Source organism: Pandoraea horticolens, assembly GCF_902459555.1.
GTDB classification, from domain to species: Bacteria; Pseudomonadota; Gammaproteobacteria; order Burkholderiales; family Burkholderiaceae; genus Pandoraea; species Pandoraea horticolens.
On the sequence record NZ_CABPSM010000005.1, the window covers coordinates 250,237 to 267,512 of the forward strand.

The following is a 17,276-nucleotide window of genomic DNA, read 5'->3' on the forward strand; positions in this document are numbered from 1 at the left end:
TTTCGCTGGACGTATTACTTCCTATTCTGGTTTATAGGTATGGGAGTCAGCGTCGTTATTATCGAGCTTGCTGTCGGACCCGCATTGCAATGGTTGTTTCACGATACTTCATATCAACTACCGACCTGGAATCGAGCGGGCAGAATGGCCGTGTTTGTGGTTTTGTTCAGTTTTTTTGCAGGCACAGTGACATGGTTTAGTGAAAAAAAGAGAACAGGGCGATAGAGCCCGAGGTGACGAACCCGGCCCAGGCCGGGTTCGTCGTATATGGGGTTTGCCTGCGGAAGCATCATGGGATAGTTGGCGCGCTGGCGACAATATGACGATGCTTGGCATGGGAGGCGCATCCGGCAGTTTCAGTTACTCGCGCGGCAACGCAAGCGGGAACTACGCGGGTGTGGTCGAGCAGTCGGGGATTCAGGCGGGGAGCGGTGGCTTTGACGTCAACGTAACTGGCAATACCGATCTGAAGGGTGCGTACATCGCCAGCACGGCAGACGCGTCGAAGAATCAACTGACGACGGGTACGCTGACGTTCTCCGATATCGAAAACCACTCGGACTACAGCGCCAACAGTTTCGGCTTTGGTGGTGGTTTCACGGTTGGCAACGGCGGTGCGAACGAGCGCACGACGGGGCCGACGTCGGGAAAAAACACAGGCGGTATTTCTCCAATGCTGCCCCAGTCGGAGAGCGGTAGCGAGCGCGGCACGACGCGCAGCGGCGTGAGCGATGGTGCAATTACGCTGACCAACGGTGCCAACCAGACGCAAGATCTGGCGAGCCTGAATCGCGACACAACAAACTTGAACGACACCGTCAGTCGCACGCCGGACCTGCAGAAACTGCTGGGCGACCAGTCGCGATTGATGGCGGCGGCGACCGCCGCCGGTGAAGCGTTGGCGCGGGATATAGGGTCGTATGCCAACAAGAAGGCAAAAGATGCGCAGAAACTGGCAAACAGCACCGACGATCCTGCATTGAAGGCGCAATACTTGCAAGAAACCAAGGACTGGTCCGAAGGCGGCGACTACCGCGCGGCGATGCACGCGGCGGGTGGAGCGATTGTTGCGGGGTTGGGCGGCGGTAATGCACTCGGCGGTGCGCTGGGCGCAGGAATGACGTCGAAGCTTGGCGGTGTGCTGAACGATTTGAGCGACAGGATCAGAGATTCGCATCCGACCGGAAATGCCGATGTCGATCAAGCTCTGGCGCAGATTGTAGCTACGGGAGTAGGTACTGCGGTAGGTGCAACGGCCGGGGGGAGTTCGGGGGCGTTTGCTGGGTTTAATGTTGATCGGTTCAACCGCCAGTTGCATCCGGATGAGCGGACTTTGGCGAAGAGCATTGCAGCAAAGAGCAACGGCCGCTATACGAAGGAACAGGTCGAAGACCAGATGAGAATTATGGGCGTTTCTCAAGTGGGTGGGGGATCGGTGCCGGCAGGCGTAGCCGAGGAACTAAATGGGCGCACGCCGACCGATCCGGGCGCGCAATGGATTAAGACGGGCTTCACCGATGCCAACGGAAATCCGCTGATAATCCAGTCGTTGCAGGAGCCGAATCAGGAGTTGCAGGCTTTCATCATAGCGAACTACAACTCAGCCGGCCCAGGGCAGGTGCCGAGTACCTTCACGTACGTGCCGACGCCAGCTAAGACCGATGTACGGGGGACGGTGGCCGACGTGGCGGGTGGCGTTTCGACTGCGGCAGGCCGGTTTGGGGCAATCACTGCGGCTGGAGCTTCCCTACCTTCGCCTTTTGCGCCGGGATTGGCCACAGCATCTTATGTCGCGACCGTGACAGGCATGGCGGCGGATGCGGTGGTACAGGTAGCGAAGCCCGATGTCGGGCAGTATTGGGCCAATAGCGTTAGCTCGATGATTTCAGACCGTCTTTCTGCAAAATACCCGCTCGCGAGCCCCGTTATTAACGAAACATCAAACGCGTTTAATGACAGCAGTTACTCAAAGGCGCTTCAGGATTTCTTGAATTCTTCGTGGAAAAGAATAAACAATAAGGCAAAGAACAAATGAAATTCATAGAAGATGGAAATTTTACGGGATGGGTGTGCACCGCTTTAATTTCTATCGACGCTGGCATATCGTATCTAGTGCTGAAATTCGCTCCGCCATCTCTATTGAGCGTGTTTCTGGCACTATTGGGATTCGTAATTATGGCCGTTGGCGGCTTATGCAGCCGTGCCCGATTATTGAAAATTCGCCCCTTTGATAACAACTACAAGAAGGCCAGAAGGAGCTACGAGGTCCCTCGCAACGATGAAGAGTCTTGATGCTAGAAATACGGCTATGCCGTTAGCCGACAGTCCTATCTTTGACGAATCTTCGCCAGTGTAAGTGCCTGTTGGCATCGGAAGGCTACAACAGGAATTATGTGAATCTGCTTGAAGCGTCGCGGTTCTGCCCTTAACTCGCGTGGATTGAGCGTCAGAAAGAGGCGGGGTTGTTCGATTACACACCGGGTCAGAAGATCGGCGATGCAATTCGGAGCGATCCGCTTGGTACTGTGAAAGATGCGGCGAAGGTCGTTATTGGTGGCGTAACAGCGAAAACAGGTGCGGGGCTCTGTATGAGTGGGTTGGGGTGTACTGCTGGTATTCCGATGGCGGCGTTCGGTTTGAGCGATGCGGCCGAAGGCACAGATGGATTGTATAACCATTACAACGGCATCAATTCGTTCGGGGTGAATCCGCTGGGATAGGTGACGTGCTGGCAACAATATGGCGATGTTGGGTTAAATGGCGATCTTGGTGAGCATACTGTCGATTGGGCTGTTGCCTGTTCGACGAACGCTTCCGGTCTAGATGCCGGTCGCGTGCAACGACTCCGGCGCTGCTATAGGTTAGTCGCAAGAACTGTGGCGTTACCATAAGCGCCTATTGGCAATCACAGCGATAACTCGTTGATTTATCTGGGCCTACAGTTGCATGAACTCTGGCGCCCTACGTGAAAAGAGCCATCCGCAACGGTTTGGGTGGTTCGTGCGGGAGTTAACCCTTGGTGAATCGTGACTTCAGCGAGCGCGACCTGCGCTCGTTACGCATCTTCTGTGCGGTGGCGCAGGCCAGCGGCTTTGCGGCGGCGGAAAAGCAGTTGAACATGTCGAAGGCCTCGATCAGCCGGCATATCCGGGAGGTCGAGGAGACGTTGGGCACACGCCTTTGCGAACGCGGGCCGTCCGGATTCGTGCTGACGCACGCGGGCAAGGTCGCGCTGGAGTTGGCGCGCGACGCACTGAAATCCCTGGAGCGGATTCGTCCCGAAATCGACGCAGTGCGAGGGGTACTCTCGGGCACGCTGTCCATCGGCATGGTGGAGAACATCGTGTCCGACGTGGGCTGCCATATTCCCGAGGCGCTGGCTGCCCTCAAGGCGCAGGCCCCCGACGTGAAGGTCGAGCTGACCGTCATGACGTTCAACGAACTCGACCTCGCCTTGCGCGAGCGGCGGGTACAGATCGCGATTCGCGGCATGTACCGGCGCGAGGCCGGGTTTCACTACCAGCCGCTGTTCATCGAGCGTCATCAGTTGTACGTAGCGCGGCACCGGATCAAGGATGCGTCGACCTTACCGCTCGTGTATCGCACCCAGCCGTTCGTCCATGAAGCGCTGCACTCGCTGGGATTGACGCGCGGGCCGACGGCGTCGGGACTGGAAGCGGTCGCCATGCTGGTGCTGTCCGGGCATTACGTCGGCCTGCTGCCGCAGTACTACGCGGCGTCGTTTCCGAAACGCTATGCGCTCGCCCGAGTGCCGTCGGGCCCGGAGTATGAGAACGCGATCAGCGCCATCACCGAAGCCTCACGCCCGAGAACGCGTGCGCTCGAACTGTTTCTCGATTTACTCGCCCAGTTTCATACGAAGGTCTGACGATTCGGTTGGCGGGCGGCGCGGCCTTCATGCCCCCTGATCGAACAACGCGTACGACGTCACCGCTGCCGTGCGCGTGATCTGTGCGATGAGTTTCGAGACTGCGAGCGACGGCTCGAAGCTGCGAAATACGGCAGCGATCTCCGAATGGATCGGTGGCCCGGCCAGGGGTTTGAACACCACGCTGGGAATTGCCGTCGCGCCGACGAGCACGTCCGGCACGATCGCCACGCCCTCACCCAGCGCCACCTGCGTCAACACGGCGACCAGCGAGCCCGGTGCCGATCCGATGGCCGGTGTGAAGCCACCGCGACGCGCTGTCTCGTAGGTGCCGAGCGTTTGCTCAGGGTTGATGAACCGTTCGCGCTCCAGCGCGTCGGCATCCACGGCGCCCGTCTGTGTCGCCAGCGGATGCTCTGCGGGCAACGCGATGCAAAAGCTGTCGCGAAACAGCACATGCGCACGGTGCCGGTTGTGCAGGTTCATTGGCATGCGCACCAGCGCGATGTCGATGCGATTCTCCGCGAGCATCGCAGGCAGTTCGCCTTGCGGCACTTCCCGTGCCGTCACGATCACGCCGGGCCACGCCTGCCGGAACGTTGCCAGTTGCGTCTGCAACGTCCCCGAATACACCGCAGAGCCGATGTAACCGATCTCCACACGCCCGGTCTCGCCGCGCCCCGCTCGCTGCCCGGCCAGCACCGCACGCTCGGCTTGCGCGAGCACCTGTTGCGCCTCCACCAGAAACATCTCGCCCGCAGCCGTGAGTCGTACGTCGCGACGACCGCGCACGAACAGCTGCACGCCTAACGCGCGCTCGATGTCCTGAATCTGCACCGTCAGCGTCGGGGCCGCAATGCCGAGCGCCTGCGCGGCACGTCCGAAATGCAGCGTCTGCGCCAGCGTCACGAAGTAGCGAAAGTGCCGAAGTTCCACAGCGTCCTCACGGGTTGGTTCACGTCCGCCGTCATGCTACCGCGCGCGTCATTCAGGCGTCATCGTGCGTTTCATTAGGTTGAACCTAACAACTTCGCCGCCCCGCGGCAATGACGCTCTCGCTCCCGCATGGTCGAATGGCGGCACCCGAATCGCTGCCGGATTTCGTCGCAGCGCCTGTCGCCGCAGACTGTCCTCTGGCAACACACCATTCACTACGGGAGTTTCTTCGATGCCTTCACGTTTGTTCGCCACAGTTCGTTCGGCCCCACACCCAACCGCCCGCAAATATGCCCGCCTGTGCGCGCTAACGCTCGCCCTGTGTGCCGGTACCGCGCCGCTCGCCTCGCGCGCCGCCGAGTTGCCGATGCGCCCGGTCCTATCGCTGGACGCTGCACAGAATGTCATTCGCGCGGCACAGGCCAAAGCCACCGCCGAAGGCTGGCCATGCGTCATCTCGGTAGTCGACGCCGCCGGACTGCCCGTCGCCCTGGTGCGCATGGATAACGCAGCGGTGCCCGCAGGGGTAGACCTCGCCCCCGGCAAAGCGCGCACCGCAGCCCTGTTCCGCCGCCCGAGCGGCGTGCTGGAAGACGCGATGAACGGCGGCCGCCGCGCCGTGGGCACCGCCCCCGGTTATGTCCTCATGCGCGGCGGTCTGCCGCTGGTCGTGAACGGCACCGTCGTCGGGGCCATCGGCGTATCCGCCGACACCCCTCAGCATGACGAAGAAATCTCCAAGGCCGGCGTCGACGGCCTGATGAATCCGGATGCGCGTCATGGCAACGCTCAACCCCAATAGCTCACCCTGCACGCCCAGTACGCCCGACACGCCCGACACCCCCGGCCAATCCGCTGCCAGCCAAACAGCCCCGTCCGCCGGCAGCCTCGCGCTGCTGCTCACGGCCTCGACCGGCTGCGCCATGACGGTACTCGACACCAACGTCGTCGGTGTCGTGCTGCCGGCCATCTCGGCGCAACTGCATGCGAGCTTCGCGCAAGTGCAATGGGTCATCGGCGCCTACGTGCTGTGCTTTGCCGCGCTGCTCCTGCCTGCCGGGTCCATCGCCGACCGCTTCGGCCGGCGTCGTGTCTTCCTTTGCGGCATTGCCGGGTTCGGCGTCGCATCGCTCGCCTGCGGACTCGCCCCCTCCGCGCAATGGCTTTATCTGGCGCGCGCGACGCAAGGCGTCGGCGCCGCCTTCCTGCTCGCACCGGCACTGGCCATCATCGGACACAGTTTTCATGAAATGGAAGCCCGCGCCCGCGCGTGGGGGTTGTGGGGCATGGTGATGGGGCTGACGATGGTGCTCTCGCCCTTGATCGGCGGCGTGATCGGCGACACGCTTGGCTGGCGCTGGGCGTTCCACATCAATGCACCGGTCTGCACCTTGCTCGCGCTGGCTGTCGTGCGCATCGTGCCCGAATCGAAAGCCGAAGGGCAACGCACCATCGACGTGCCCGGCATTACCCTCTTTGCCGGGGCGATGTTCTGCGTGACATGGGCATTGATTGCCGCGCCCGCCGCCGGATGGACGAGCCCAGGCATTCTGCTACGTCTGGCTGCCGGTGCGGTGCTCTTCGTGGTGTTCGCCTGGGTGGAGCGCTCTCGCCAGCATCCGATGCTCGATCTGTCGCTGTTCCGCTCGTGGCCTTTCGCGGGTGCCACGCTCGCGATGTTCTCCTACGCCGCCTGTGCGCAGGTGATGGCTTCGCTGCTGCCGCAGTTTCTTCAGAACGCTCGCGGCGAGTCGGTGCTCGGCGCAGGTGTAGCAATGCTGCCCTTCGCGCTGGCGATGTTGTTCCTGCCCCAAATCGGCAAACGCCTCGCCGCTCACCTGCCGTCGCAACGGATTCTCGTCATTGGTCTGGCATTGACCGGTCTCGGCAACGTGGCGATGGCGTATGTGGCGTCGCGTGGCCACGCTCTCCCGGCAGCGGCGCTGATGATCGCGATGTTCGTGCTCGGCAGTGGCGGCGGCTTGCTCAACGGCGAGACGCAGAAAGCGATCATGGGGACGATAGCCCGCGATCGCGCGGGTATGGCCTCAGGCATCAGCACGACGTTCCGCTTCTCCGGCATCCTGCTCGGCTACACGGCGCTCGGTGCGGTTCTGAGCGCGGGAGTGCATCGCAGTGTCGCGGCCCGTCTTCCGTCGCTCGTCGGCGCGACGCAAGGAGGCGTTGCAGACGATCTGGCGGCACGGCTTGAATTCGCCGACGCGATCTCCGCAGGCGACTTTGCGCAAGCCCTACGTCCGTATCCCGCAACGCTGGGTCATACCCTGCTCGACGCGGGTCGCAACGCCTACGCCAGTGGCTTCAGCGGGGCCTTCTTCGCTGCCGGTGTCTTCGCGGCGCTGTGTGCGCTCGCGGTGCATCTGAGCATGGGTCGTGCGCACAGCCGTGAGACGGCCATCGCCGAGGTGTCGCGTTTGTCCTGATACCCGGCTCGGATATCGACACGTCAGGACACGACGGTCCTGCCTCCCGAACGCCCGCCCGGCAGGGCTGACGGGCTCGTCGGGCACGCGCCGGGCCTCGTGAGGGCCTCACGACCACATGGCCTGGCACTAAGCAAAGCAAAATCCATCGTTTGGACCAGCCCCCTCAAGGCTTCTAGAATGGACGCGTCGTTCTTTCTCTGTTGGGAGCTGTCGTGTCTAGTCGTTCTGCCTCGGGCGCACTAATCGCCGCCATTGTCGCCACCGCCGCCTTCCCCTGCACTGCCTCCATCGCTGCGCCCCGTCGTCAGCGCACGGGAGGCCGGGCATGAGCCAGCTTCCCGCACCGGTACTCGATCACGTTGTCATCAACGTCAAAGGCGAACTCGACGCCTCGGTGGATATCTACCGCCGTCTGGGCTTCGCCCTGACCGAGCGCGGCCACCATTCGCTCGGCACCAGCAATCATTTGGCCATCTTCGGGGAAAACTACCTCGAACTCCTCGGCTACGAGGCCGGCAAATCGACGGCACGCCCGGACGTCACCCAAGCCCCCCTGGGTCTGACGGGGCTTGTGTTCAAGACGCAAGACTCGCACGGGCTATTCGCCGGATTGCAGGCGCGCGGCGTCGGCGTGGAAACGCCCGCCGAATTCTTCCGCCCGGTGCGGTTGCCGGACGGCACCACGCAAGACGCCCGCTTCCGGACGGTGCGTCTGGCCAGCGAACTCGTTCGCAGCGGCCGCACCTTCTTCTGCCATCACTTCACGCCCGAGCACGTCTGGCGCGACGAATGGCGTGACCATCCGAACGGCGTGACCGACATCGTCGGCTTCGTGATCGCGTCGCCGAACCCGGCGGTCACCGCCGCGCTTTACGACCGTGTCTTCGGCCCCGGAATACTCTCGGCCACCGGTACGCTGGGCTATTCGTTCACGGCTGGCCGCGCACGTGTGCACTTCGTTACGCCCGCCGAGGCCGAGCAACGCTTCGGTAAGGTCGAGACGACCGACGACGGCAGCGAGCGCAACGTCGCCCTTATCCTGCGCACCCGCTCCCTCGCCCAAACCCAAGCCACGCTGCGAGAGAACGGCGTGCCGTGGACCACACTTCAGGACGGCGCCATCCTTGTGACCGCTGCGGACGGCTTCCACGTCGCGCTCCAGTTCGTCGAAGGGGATGACGCATGAGCGGAGAACCGACCTGGTGGCAGGCGTTCGGCGTCGACTATGCAGACGCCCGCCAGCGCTTTCGTGCCGCCGCCGACCGCGCAGGGGCCAGCCTGGGCACTTATGTTCACCCGGACGCCAAAGCCCCTGACGGCAGCGAACTGAGTATCGACGTCGCCCGGCTTGGCCCGGCTCACGCACCGCATCAACTGCTCGCCATCAGCGGCACGCACGGCCTCGAAGGCGGTGCCGGCTCCGCCGTGCAGACCGCATGGCTGGCACACGCCGCCAAGACCTTGCCCGCCGATGTCGCCGTGACCTTCGTGCATGCGCTCAATCCTTACGGATTCGCGCACGCCACGCGCACCACCGAGCACAACGTCGATCTGAACCGGAACTTCATCGATCACGACCGTGCGCATCCGGTCAACGTTCACTACGCGTCGCTGCACGATCATCTGATCCCGGCGGAATGGACGACCGACGGTCTTGCCCAAAGCGCGCTCGCCATCGACGCGTTCCGCCGCGAACACGGACCGGATGCGCTGTTCAACACGTTGGCAAGCGGCCAGTACACGCACGCCGACGGTCTCATCTACGGCGGACGCGCACGCGAATGGTCGAACGTCACGTTGCAGACCATCGTCGAGCGCGACCTGTCGCAAGCGCAGCGTATCGGCCTGATCGACTGGCATACGGGCATCGGCGAGTACGGCGAACCGTTCTTCCTGTGCTTCAACGCCGAGGCCAGCTACGCGCAGCGCGAAGCCGCACGCTGGTGGGGCGCGCAGCGGGTGCTCGATCAACGGCCGCATGGCCTGCGCCGTCCCGACTATCAAGGACTGGTGTTCCGTGGCGTCGAGCAGTTCGCGCAGGGACGGCCGGTCATCGGCGCCGTGGTGGAATTCGGCACACGGGGGTCGAACGCCAGCATCGCGAACCGTCTCGACCAATGGCTGCGCTCGCGCGCCAAGGCGCATCCCGACGCCGTGCGTGACCGCCAGTTGCGCGCGGATGTGCTCGATGCCTTCGTACCCATCTCGTCTGTCTGGCGCAACAGCGTGCTCACGCATGGCTTGCAGATCACGGCGCAGGCATTGCAAGGACTTGCCACGGCGGCATGAGCCGCGTGAACGGCGTTAGCAACGTTAGCGACAGCGGCTAGCCGCACAACGCCCCAACCCACCCGCTTTTTAACTTGGATCGGCGACTGCCCGAGGGCGTCGCTCACTCTGAATTCGACTCTCGACTCAACATGAAAGCCATCGTATTGCGTGAACACGGCGACAACGACCGTCTAAAACTGGAAACCGACTTTCCCGACCCCGTTGCGGGCGAAGGCGAAGTGGTGCTGCGCGTGCGCGCGTCCTCGCTGAACTATCACGACGTGTTTACCCGCCGCGGCATGCCCGGCATCAAGCTGCCGTTCCCGGTCATCATCGGGCTGGACGTCGCGGGCGAAATCGCGAGCATCGGTCCCGGCGTGCAGGGCTGGTCGGTCGGCGATCGGGTGCTGGTCGATCCGATCAATCGTGTGACGGGTGGCCTCGTTGGCGAGACGACCCACGGCGGTCTGGCCGAACTGTGCCGCGTGCCCGAGCATCAACTCGTTCGTTTGCCCGACGGCGTGTCGTTCGACGACGCCGCCGCGCTGCCGGTCGCCTACGGCACGGCGCTGCGCATGATGCATCGCATCGGTCAGGTCAAAGCCGGCGAGCGCGTGCTGATTCTCGGCGCGAGTGGCGGCGTGGGCGTGTGCGCGGTGCAACTTGCGAAGCTCGCGGGCGCTGAAGTCATCGCCTGTGCCGGGTCGCGCGAGAAGGGCGAACGCCTGCGCGAACTGGGCGCCGACGACATCATTCACTATACCGAGGAAGACTTCGTCGAGGTGGTGCGTGCGCGCTATGGCAAAGCGGCACGCCGACGCGGGGCAGCAGTCAATGGCGGCGTCGACGTCGTTGTGAACTTCACCGGCGGCGACACCTGGACACGCTCGCTGCGCACGCTGCGTCAGGGCGGCCGCGTGCTGACCTGCGGCGCCACGGCGGGCTTCGATCCGAAGGAAGACCTGCGCTTCATCTGGACATTCGAGTTGCAGATTCGCGGCTCGAACGGCTGGGAACGCGAAGACCTCCACGAACTGCTCGAACTGGTCGCCAGCGGCAAGCTACGCGTGCTAGTCGACAAGAAGTGGCCGCTGGAAGAAGGTGCGCAAGCTCTCGCCTCGCTGGAAAACCGCCAGATCGTCGGCAAGGTACTGGTGGGCGCATGAGCACGGCGACGACCACCCTGTCCGTCGAACAGGTACAGCAAGCCTTCGACAACTCGACCTTCATCGCCTGGCTCGGCATGCGCGTGACATCGCTCGATCACGATGCCCAGACCATCGATGTCCACATTCCGTTTCAAAACGCGTTCGAGCGCGGCGCCGGCACGCGTCAATGGCACGGCGGACCGCTCGCCGCCATTATCGACACGGTCGGCGACTTCGCCGTGGGCATGCTCGTCGGGCGCGGTCTGCCGACGGTCAATTTCCGCGTCGACTACCTGCGCCCCGCCATCGACACCGATCTGCGCGCCGTGGCCCGAGTGCGCCGTCTCGGCAAGAGCATCGGCGTGGCCGACGTCGACCTGTTCAATGCACAGGACGCGCTGGTCGCCATCGGCCGCGCGAGCTACGCCACGTTGCCGCCCGCCTGAGACACGCGCGCACGGCAACGATCACCGCTTTGAGTATTGAAGGCGCCGGCGGGAACGCACGGGCGCCGCGTCTTCCGGAGTTCATCATGCGTAATCCCCGGGGCCTTTCCCGACGTCAGTTTCTGTATCGCAGCGCCAGCGGCGCGCTGGCTGCCACCTCAGCCACCTTTGCGGGCACCGCGGGTTGGCTCGCCTCGCCTGCGCAGGCGATAGCAGCGGATGCCGCGCCGCGTCGCGGCGGCACGCTCGTGGCGAGTTGGGGCGGACTGGAACCGCAGGCGCTCTTCGTGCCGGGCGGCGGCGGTTCCAGCCCTTTCATGACATCGACGAAGATTCTCGAACGGCTGCTGAAGATCGACGAGAAACTCGCGTTCCAGCCGGTGCTTGCCACCGACGTGCGGGCGTCGAGCGACTTCAAAACGTATACGGTCACGCTGCGCAAGAACGTGCAGTGGCACGACGGCAAGCCCTTCACGGCCGACGACGTCGTCTACAACGTGCAGGAGCACTGGAAGCCGATTGCCGCAGGCGTCGCACTCAAAGCGCTCAAGCGCGTGAGCACGACGGACGCGCACACCGTCAAGCTGGAATTCTCCACACCGGTGCCGGAGTTCTTCTTCAAGTCGATTCTCGCCGGTCAGTATCAGGTGTTGGTGCCGAAGCATCTGTATGCAGGCAAAGACATCATTACGAACCCCGTGAACAACGCGCCTATCGGCACGGGCCCCTGGAAGTATGGCCAGTGGGTGCGGGGCAGCCACGTCGCGTACGCACGCAACGAACAATACTGGAACGCCGCGCAACCGTACCCGGACAAGCTCATCATTCGCTGGTGGAGCGATCCGGCATCGCGCTCGGCTGCGCTCGAGACTGGTGAACTGGGCGTCGCGTTTTCCAATCCGGTGCCTGCGCGCGACATCGACCGGCTCGTGAAAACGGGCAAGATCGCGGTGGAAACGAAGGGCTACGAGAATGCGGCATGGACAGTGACGGTCGAGTTCAATCAGCGACGCGAACACGTCAAGCGGCGCGAAGTGCGTCAGGCGATTCTGCACGCCATCGACCGCAAGTTCATCATCGACACGATCTACTTCGGTCGCGGCAAGCCGGCCGTCTCGCCCATTTTCCGCAGCAACCCGCTGTTCTTCACCGACGACGTGCCGAAGTACCCATTCGACCCCGCGAAGGCCAACGCGTTGCTCGACGCCGCCGGTCTGCCGCGCAAGAACGGCTCGCGCTTCTCGATCAATCTGGTCGCCGCCGCGTGGTTCGAAGAGAACGCCAAGCTCGGCCAGTATCTGAAGCAGGCACTACAGGACATCGGCATTACCGTGAAGCTCGACTCGCTCGACCGCGCTACGTCGCTCAAGCGCATCTACAGCGATTACGACTACGACATCGCCGTGTCGAACTTCACCGCACCGCTTGAGCTGGTGCCGGTAGTCACGCAGTTCTATACAACGGACGGCATCGTCAAGGGCGCCGCTTTCCGAAATGCCACCGGGTATTCGAATCCGGCGATGGATGCGCTCGTCGACCGTCTTACCGTCGAGACCGACAACACGAAGCGGCAGAAGCTCGCGCACGACTTTGCGCGTCTGGCCGCGACCGATGTGCCACTCGTGCCGCTCGTCGAGATGGAATCGTTCACGCTCTCGCGCACCAACGTGCGGCGCGCGACGACCAGCGCCAACGTGCAGGGCGACGCGCTGGCCGACGTCTGGCTCGCCTCGTGAGGAGACCGCTGCCATGGTGACGCGCTTGCTGTTGCGCCGTGTCGCGCAGGCGATTCCGCTGCTGCTCGGCGTGATCGTCATGAACTTCTGCCTGATCCAGTCGGTGCCGGGCACGTTGCTCGACGTGATGACCGCCGAACAGCAGGTCACGGACCCCGCGCTGATCGAACGTCTGCGCGTGACCTATGGCATGGACAAGCCGCTGTGGCAGCAACTGCTCCACTACATCGATGCGGTGGCGCATCTCGATCTCGGCTACTCGTATCGCCACAATCTGCCGGTGTTCGACGTCATCATGACGCATCTTCCCGCCACGCTGGTGTTGATGCTGGCGAGCCTCGCCGTCGCCGTGATCGTCGGTGTGGCGGCCGGTGTCGTCGCCGCCGTCAACGTGAACACATGGCGCGATACGCTCGTGTCGGCCGCTGCCGTCGTGTGTTTCGCGGCCCCCAGCTTCTGGCTGGGGATCATGCTCATCATCCTGTTCTCGGTAAAGCTGGGTTGGTTTCCCGTAGGCGGCATGACGACCATCGGCATGGACTACGGCACGGGGGTCGCCGGCGCGTGGCACGCCTCGCTCGACGTGCTGCATCACCTCGCACTGCCCGCGCTGACCCTCGGTCTGTTCTACGCCGCCACGTATGCACGCGTCATGCGCGCGTCGATGCTGGAAGTCGCTCGTCAGGATCACGTGCGTACCGCGCAGGCGAAAGGTCTCACGCGCCGCGCCGTGATTACCCGGCATATGGTGCGCAACGCGATGCTGCCGGTCGTCACCCTGCTGGGGCTGCAACTGGGCACCGTGCTGGGGGGCAGCATCGTCGTGGAAGCCGTGTTCAGTTGGCCCGGCATCGGCGGGGTGCTCTTCGACAGCGTGATGAGCCGCAACTATCCCGTGGTGCTGGGACTGCTCGTGCTCAGCTCGGCGCTGGTCATCGTCGCGAACATCGCGGTGGATCTCGTCTACACACGGCTCGATCCTCGTATTCGCACGCACGCCTCGTGAATTTCCGCAGTGCTTTACCGTAACGAACCGGTCTGTCCCATGACGTCTTCCGCCGAACCCGCTCTCGACACACGCACTACGGGCGCATCGTCCGCCACGCTCGCCCTGCATCGCCCGTCACGGCGAAGGGCTGGCTTCTGGCAACAATTCGCCCGCCACGGCGGCGCGCTCGCGGGGGCGTTGTTGCTCGCCGTCGTTGTCGTCGTCGCGCTGTGCGCCGGATGGTGGTACCCGGGCGACCCGCTGCGCATCGTCGCTGCGCCCGAAATCTGGCCTTTCGAGCAATGGCAGTACCCGCTCGGCACCGACGCGCTCGGCCGCGACATCGCCGCCATGCTCGTGCACGGCGCGCGCGCCACGCTCGCCATCGGCCTTGTCGCGAGCGTGGCCGCCACCGTCATCGGTGTGTCCATCGGCGCCATCGCCGCCTGGTGGGGCGGCTGGATCGACGAAGGGCTCATGCGTCTGACCGAGTTGTTCCAGATCGTGCCGAATGTTGTCTTCGTATTGACAGTGGTCGCCATTCTCGGCCCGCACATCGAGAACACGATCATCGCCGTGGCGCTGGTGTCGTGGCCCGCCATCGCCCGCCTCACGCGCGCCGAATGCTTGTCGTTCAAGTCGCGCGAGTTCGTGCAGGCATGCCGCACCGTCGGGCTCTCGCCGTGGCGCATCGCGCTGCGAGAGGTGTTGCCGAATGCGCTGCCGCCGGTACTGGTGATGGGCACGCTCGTGGTCGCAGGCGCGATGCTCTACGAATCGGTGGTGTCGTTTCTCGGACTGGGCGATCCGAACGTGGCGAGCTGGGGCCGGCAGATCGGCGAAGGCCGCACGCTGATCCGCTCGTCCTGGTACCTGTGCGCCGAGCCGGGCCTCGCCATCATGCTCGCCGTTCTCGCGCTCAATCTCGTGGGTGACGGCCTGAACGACGCCCTGAACCCCGCGCTGCGAAAGCGCTGAGTGCGCGTTCCGCGTCGGCCCCCACGTCCCCATTTTTACGCTTCCGATTCCTATGACTCACCGCTGGCATAACCTCGGCGATCTCGCCGACCGAACCCTCAACCTCGACTCGACGGCCATCATCGACCTTCGGGACGATCGTCAACCGCGCCACTACACGCACGCCGAGATCGATCGGATGGCAGGCGGCGTCGCCACTGCGCTACGCGCGCGCGGCTTGCCCGACGGCGCGCATGTGGCTATCGCATCGCTTAACCGCGCCGAATATCTGATTGCCTATTTCGGCATCATGCGGGCCGGGTACGTGGCCGTGCCGATCAATATCAAACAATCGCGCGAGATTCTCGACTACGTGATCGACGATGCCGGTGTCTCGCTCGCCTTTGTCGACGGTGCGCGTCACGACACGCTTGCCTCGCGTGTGCCGGTCATCGACTTCGACGACGACGGCCCCGAGGGCTTCGCTGCGCAGATTCGGCCGGCCGGCTTCGACTCGGTGCATCCCGCACACGACGACGTCGCCCAAATGCTCTACACGTCCGGCTCGACCGGCAAGCCTAAGGGCGTGCCGCTCACCCATGCGGGGCAACTCTGGGCACTGGGCGCCACTTACGTTCGCCCCGAAAACGCGGTGGATGAGCGCTATCTGCTCGCACAACCGCTGTTTCACATGAATGGCCTTTTCATGGCGAAGCGCGCGTTTGCGGCGAACGGCACGCTCGTCGTCCTGCCGTCGTTCGATGTGGCGTCCTATGTCGACGCGCTGGAACGCTATCGGATCACGGTGCTGACCGCGGTGCCGACGATGTTCGCACGCCTCGTCAAAGATCCCCAGACGCTCGCCGGACGCGACGTGTCCACCCTCAAACGCGTAATGCTCGGCTCCGCGCCGATGAGCACCGCGCTGCTCGCCCGGATTCAGGCCGCGTTCCCGCACACGCATATCCACCATGGCTACGGCACGACGGAAGCCGGGCCAAGCATCTTCGGCCCGCACCCCGACGGCATTGCGCTGCCACCGCTCGCGCTCGGCTACCCGCTCTCGCCCGACGCCGTGAAGCTCGTCGACGGCCCCGATGCGACTCAGGGCGTGCTGTGCATGCGCAACCCGGCGGTCATGCGCGGTTATCACCGTCTGCCGGAGAAATCGGCGCAGGTACTCCACGACGGCTGGTACTACAGCGGCGACGTGATGCGACGCGACACCAATGGCTTCTTCTACTTCGTCGGGCGCGCCGACGACATGTTTGTCTGCGCGGGTGAGAACATCTATCCGGTGGAAGTCGAGAAGTTGCTCGAAGCGCACCCGGACGTGCGGCAGGCCAGTGTCGTACCGCTACCCGACGAGGAGCGCGCCGCCGTGCCCGTCGCCTTCGTGGTGCGCCAGCCGGGCAGCACGCTGAGCGTGGAAGCCCTCAAGCAACACGCGCTCGCCAACGGCCCCGCGTATCAGCACCCGCGCCGCGTGGCCTTCGTCGCCGAACTGCCGTGGGCGGGCACCAACAAGGTCGACCGTCACGCCCTGCTGCAACAGGCCCGCACGCTCGAAGCCTCCCGTGGATGGAGTGACGACCGCGCCAATAACCTCGCACTTTCCGGAGCCCTCGTGCCATGAGTCTTCTGCCCGATACCACCGACCCGATCCGTCTCGACGGCAAGGTCGCGCTTGTGACCGGCGCGAGCCGCGGCATCGGACGCGCCATCGCCACCGCACTCGCCGCTCGCGGTGCGACCGTCGGCGTGCATTACAACGCGGCGGCCGGCGACGCCGAGACGCTCGTCGCACAACTGCGTGCGAGCGGTGCCCGTGCGTTTGCCGTACAAGCGGACCTGGCGTCTGCCGACGGTGCGCTCGCGCTGGTGGAGCGTTTTGCCGACGCGCTGGCCGCCCACGACCTGCCGCCGCAGTTCGACATCCTCGTGAACAACGCCGGTGTGGGATTGCGCTCGCGCATCGATGGTGTGACGCCTGAAGTTTTCGACCGCGTGCTGCAAGTCAACCTCAAGTCGCCCTTCTTTCTGATTCAGCATGCGCTGCGTCATCTGCGCGATGGCGGGCGCATCGTCAACATTTCCTCGATGGGGACTCGCGCGGCTTACCCGGAGATGAGCGTCTACGCGCCTGCGAAAGCGGGCCTTGAAGCCCTCACGCTGCTGCTCGCCGCCGATCTCGGCGCACGAGGCATCACGGTCAATGCAGTGCTGCCGGGCGCCACGGCCACCGATCTGAACAAGCGCGCGAGCGACCCCGTCGCGCGCGAGGCCATTGCGCAGACCGTCGCGTTGGGACGCGTTGGCGAGCCGCGCGACATCGCCGACATCGTGGCATTTCTCGCCAGCGACGCAGGCCGCTGGATCACCGGTCAATCCCTCGACGCGAGCGGCGGTCAGCGCCTCTGAGCGCCGCGCGGCTTCGCTCCCCGTTGTGAATCTTACG

The 17,276-nt window shown here is 64.1% G+C and carries 15 protein-coding genes; 14 read left to right on the plus strand and 1 reads right to left on the minus strand.

From position 1 onward, the window contains the following. Positions 1-319: 319 nt before the first annotated feature. From PHO31112_RS11185 to PHO31112_RS11200, 3 genes are all read left to right on the plus strand, one after another. Positions 320-2,035, plus strand: a complete 1,716-nt coding sequence (locus PHO31112_RS11185) for a hemolysin (RefSeq protein WP_150620565.1) — start codon at positions 320-322, stop codon at positions 2,033-2,035. A 427-nt stretch (positions 2,036-2,462) separates the two neighbouring features. Next, complete coding sequence (locus PHO31112_RS11195) at positions 2,463-2,720, plus strand: hypothetical protein (protein ID WP_150620567.1); 258 nt, start codon at positions 2,463-2,465, stop codon at positions 2,718-2,720. 296 nt (positions 2,721-3,016) lie between these two features. Then, positions 3,017-3,889, plus strand: a complete 873-nt coding sequence (locus PHO31112_RS11200) for a LysR family transcriptional regulator (RefSeq protein ID WP_150620568.1) — start codon at positions 3,017-3,019, stop codon at positions 3,887-3,889. Positions 3,890-3,916: 27 nt separating this feature from the next. Here PHO31112_RS11200 and PHO31112_RS11205 read toward each other — a convergent pair whose 3' ends face one another. Next, positions 3,917-4,825, minus strand: coding sequence for a LysR family transcriptional regulator (locus PHO31112_RS11205; RefSeq protein WP_150620569.1), 909 nt, complete (start codon positions 4,823-4,825; stop codon positions 3,917-3,919). Between the two features lie 232 nt (positions 4,826-5,057). On the opposite strand from PHO31112_RS11205, the gene PHO31112_RS11210 reads away from it, so the two are divergent. The 11 genes from PHO31112_RS11210 to PHO31112_RS11260 all read left to right on the plus strand — a co-directional run bounded on the left by PHO31112_RS11210 (position 5,058) and on the right by PHO31112_RS11260 (position 17,239). Then, positions 5,058-5,627: a GlcG/HbpS family heme-binding protein gene (locus PHO31112_RS11210; protein WP_150620570.1), complete on the plus strand. Its 570-nt coding sequence runs from the start codon at positions 5,058-5,060 to the stop codon at positions 5,625-5,627. Next, positions 5,605-7,269, plus strand: coding sequence for an MFS transporter (locus PHO31112_RS11215; RefSeq protein WP_150620571.1), 1,665 nt, complete (start codon positions 5,605-5,607; stop codon positions 7,267-7,269). The genes PHO31112_RS11210 and PHO31112_RS11215 overlap by 23 nt, the downstream gene beginning before the upstream one ends. 328 nt (positions 7,270-7,597) lie before the next feature. After that, a complete protein-coding gene (locus PHO31112_RS11220) occupies positions 7,598-8,458 on the plus strand; it encodes a VOC family protein (RefSeq protein ID WP_150620572.1) in 861 nt (286 codons plus the stop codon). After that, complete coding sequence (locus PHO31112_RS11225; protein ID WP_150620573.1) at positions 8,455-9,561, plus strand: M14 family metallopeptidase; 1,107 nt, start codon at positions 8,455-8,457, stop codon at positions 9,559-9,561. The genes PHO31112_RS11220 and PHO31112_RS11225 overlap by 4 nt, the downstream gene beginning before the upstream one ends. A gap of 131 nt (positions 9,562-9,692) precedes the next feature. Continuing rightward, entirely contained in the window at positions 9,693-10,709 is a 1,017-nt protein-coding gene (locus PHO31112_RS11230) for a quinone oxidoreductase family protein (RefSeq protein ID WP_150620574.1), read from the plus strand. Next, a complete protein-coding gene (locus PHO31112_RS11235; RefSeq protein WP_150620575.1) occupies positions 10,706-11,137 on the plus strand; it encodes a PaaI family thioesterase in 432 nt (143 codons plus the stop codon). The genes PHO31112_RS11230 and PHO31112_RS11235 overlap by 4 nt, the downstream gene beginning before the upstream one ends. Positions 11,138-11,223: 86 nt before the next feature. Beyond that, positions 11,224-12,873 carry an ABC transporter substrate-binding protein gene (locus PHO31112_RS11240; protein WP_150620576.1) on the plus strand — a complete coding sequence of 550 codons (1,650 nt, stop codon included), beginning with the start codon at positions 11,224-11,226 and terminating at the stop codon, positions 12,871-12,873. A gap of 13 nt (positions 12,874-12,886) precedes the next feature. Further along, positions 12,887-13,879 (plus strand): ABC transporter permease, encoded by a 993-nt coding sequence (locus PHO31112_RS11245; RefSeq protein WP_150620577.1) that lies wholly within the window; start codon positions 12,887-12,889, stop codon positions 13,877-13,879. A 39-nt stretch (positions 13,880-13,918) separates the two neighbouring features. Continuing rightward, the gene (locus PHO31112_RS11250) at positions 13,919-14,839 is read left to right on the plus strand and encodes an ABC transporter permease (RefSeq protein WP_150620578.1); all 921 of its coding nucleotides are present in this window, start codon (positions 13,919-13,921) and stop codon (positions 14,837-14,839) included. Positions 14,840-14,891: 52 nt separating this feature from the next. After that, positions 14,892-16,454 carry a class I adenylate-forming enzyme family protein gene (locus PHO31112_RS11255; RefSeq protein WP_150620579.1) on the plus strand — a complete coding sequence of 521 codons (1,563 nt, stop codon included), beginning with the start codon at positions 14,892-14,894 and terminating at the stop codon, positions 16,452-16,454. Beyond that, on the plus strand, positions 16,451-17,239 hold the full coding sequence (locus PHO31112_RS11260) for an SDR family oxidoreductase (protein ID WP_150620580.1): 789 nt from the start codon (positions 16,451-16,453) through the stop codon (positions 17,237-17,239). Before PHO31112_RS11255 ends, PHO31112_RS11260 begins: the two co-directional genes overlap by 4 nt. The last annotated feature ends 37 nt before the right edge of the window (positions 17,240-17,276 follow it).

Excerpts from the sequence above, each read along its gene's own strand:
- PHO31112_RS11185 (WP_150620565.1), top strand. The coding sequence starts at position 320 with ATGACGATGCTTGGCATGGGAGGCGCATCCGGCAGTTTCAGTTACTCG.
- PHO31112_RS11210 (WP_150620570.1), top strand. The coding sequence starts at position 5,058 with ATGCCTTCACGTTTGTTCGCCACAGTTCGTTCGGCCCCACACCCAACC.
- PHO31112_RS11215 (WP_150620571.1), top strand. The coding sequence starts at position 5,605 with ATGGCAACGCTCAACCCCAATAGCTCACCCTGCACGCCCAGTACGCCC.
- PHO31112_RS11220 (WP_150620572.1), top strand. The coding sequence starts at position 7,598 with ATGAGCCAGCTTCCCGCACCGGTACTCGATCACGTTGTCATCAACGTC.
- PHO31112_RS11225 (WP_150620573.1), top strand. The coding sequence starts at position 8,455 with ATGAGCGGAGAACCGACCTGGTGGCAGGCGTTCGGCGTCGACTATGCA.
- PHO31112_RS11230 (WP_150620574.1), top strand. The coding sequence starts at position 9,693 with ATGAAAGCCATCGTATTGCGTGAACACGGCGACAACGACCGTCTAAAA.
- PHO31112_RS11235 (WP_150620575.1), top strand. The coding sequence starts at position 10,706 with ATGAGCACGGCGACGACCACCCTGTCCGTCGAACAGGTACAGCAAGCC.
- PHO31112_RS11240 (WP_150620576.1), top strand. The coding sequence starts at position 11,224 with ATGCGTAATCCCCGGGGCCTTTCCCGACGTCAGTTTCTGTATCGCAGC.
- PHO31112_RS11245 (WP_150620577.1), top strand. The coding sequence starts at position 12,887 with ATGGTGACGCGCTTGCTGTTGCGCCGTGTCGCGCAGGCGATTCCGCTG.
- PHO31112_RS11250 (WP_150620578.1), top strand. The coding sequence starts at position 13,919 with ATGACGTCTTCCGCCGAACCCGCTCTCGACACACGCACTACGGGCGCA.
- PHO31112_RS11255 (WP_150620579.1), top strand. The coding sequence starts at position 14,892 with ATGACTCACCGCTGGCATAACCTCGGCGATCTCGCCGACCGAACCCTC.
- PHO31112_RS11260 (WP_150620580.1), top strand. The coding sequence starts at position 16,451 with ATGAGTCTTCTGCCCGATACCACCGACCCGATCCGTCTCGACGGCAAG.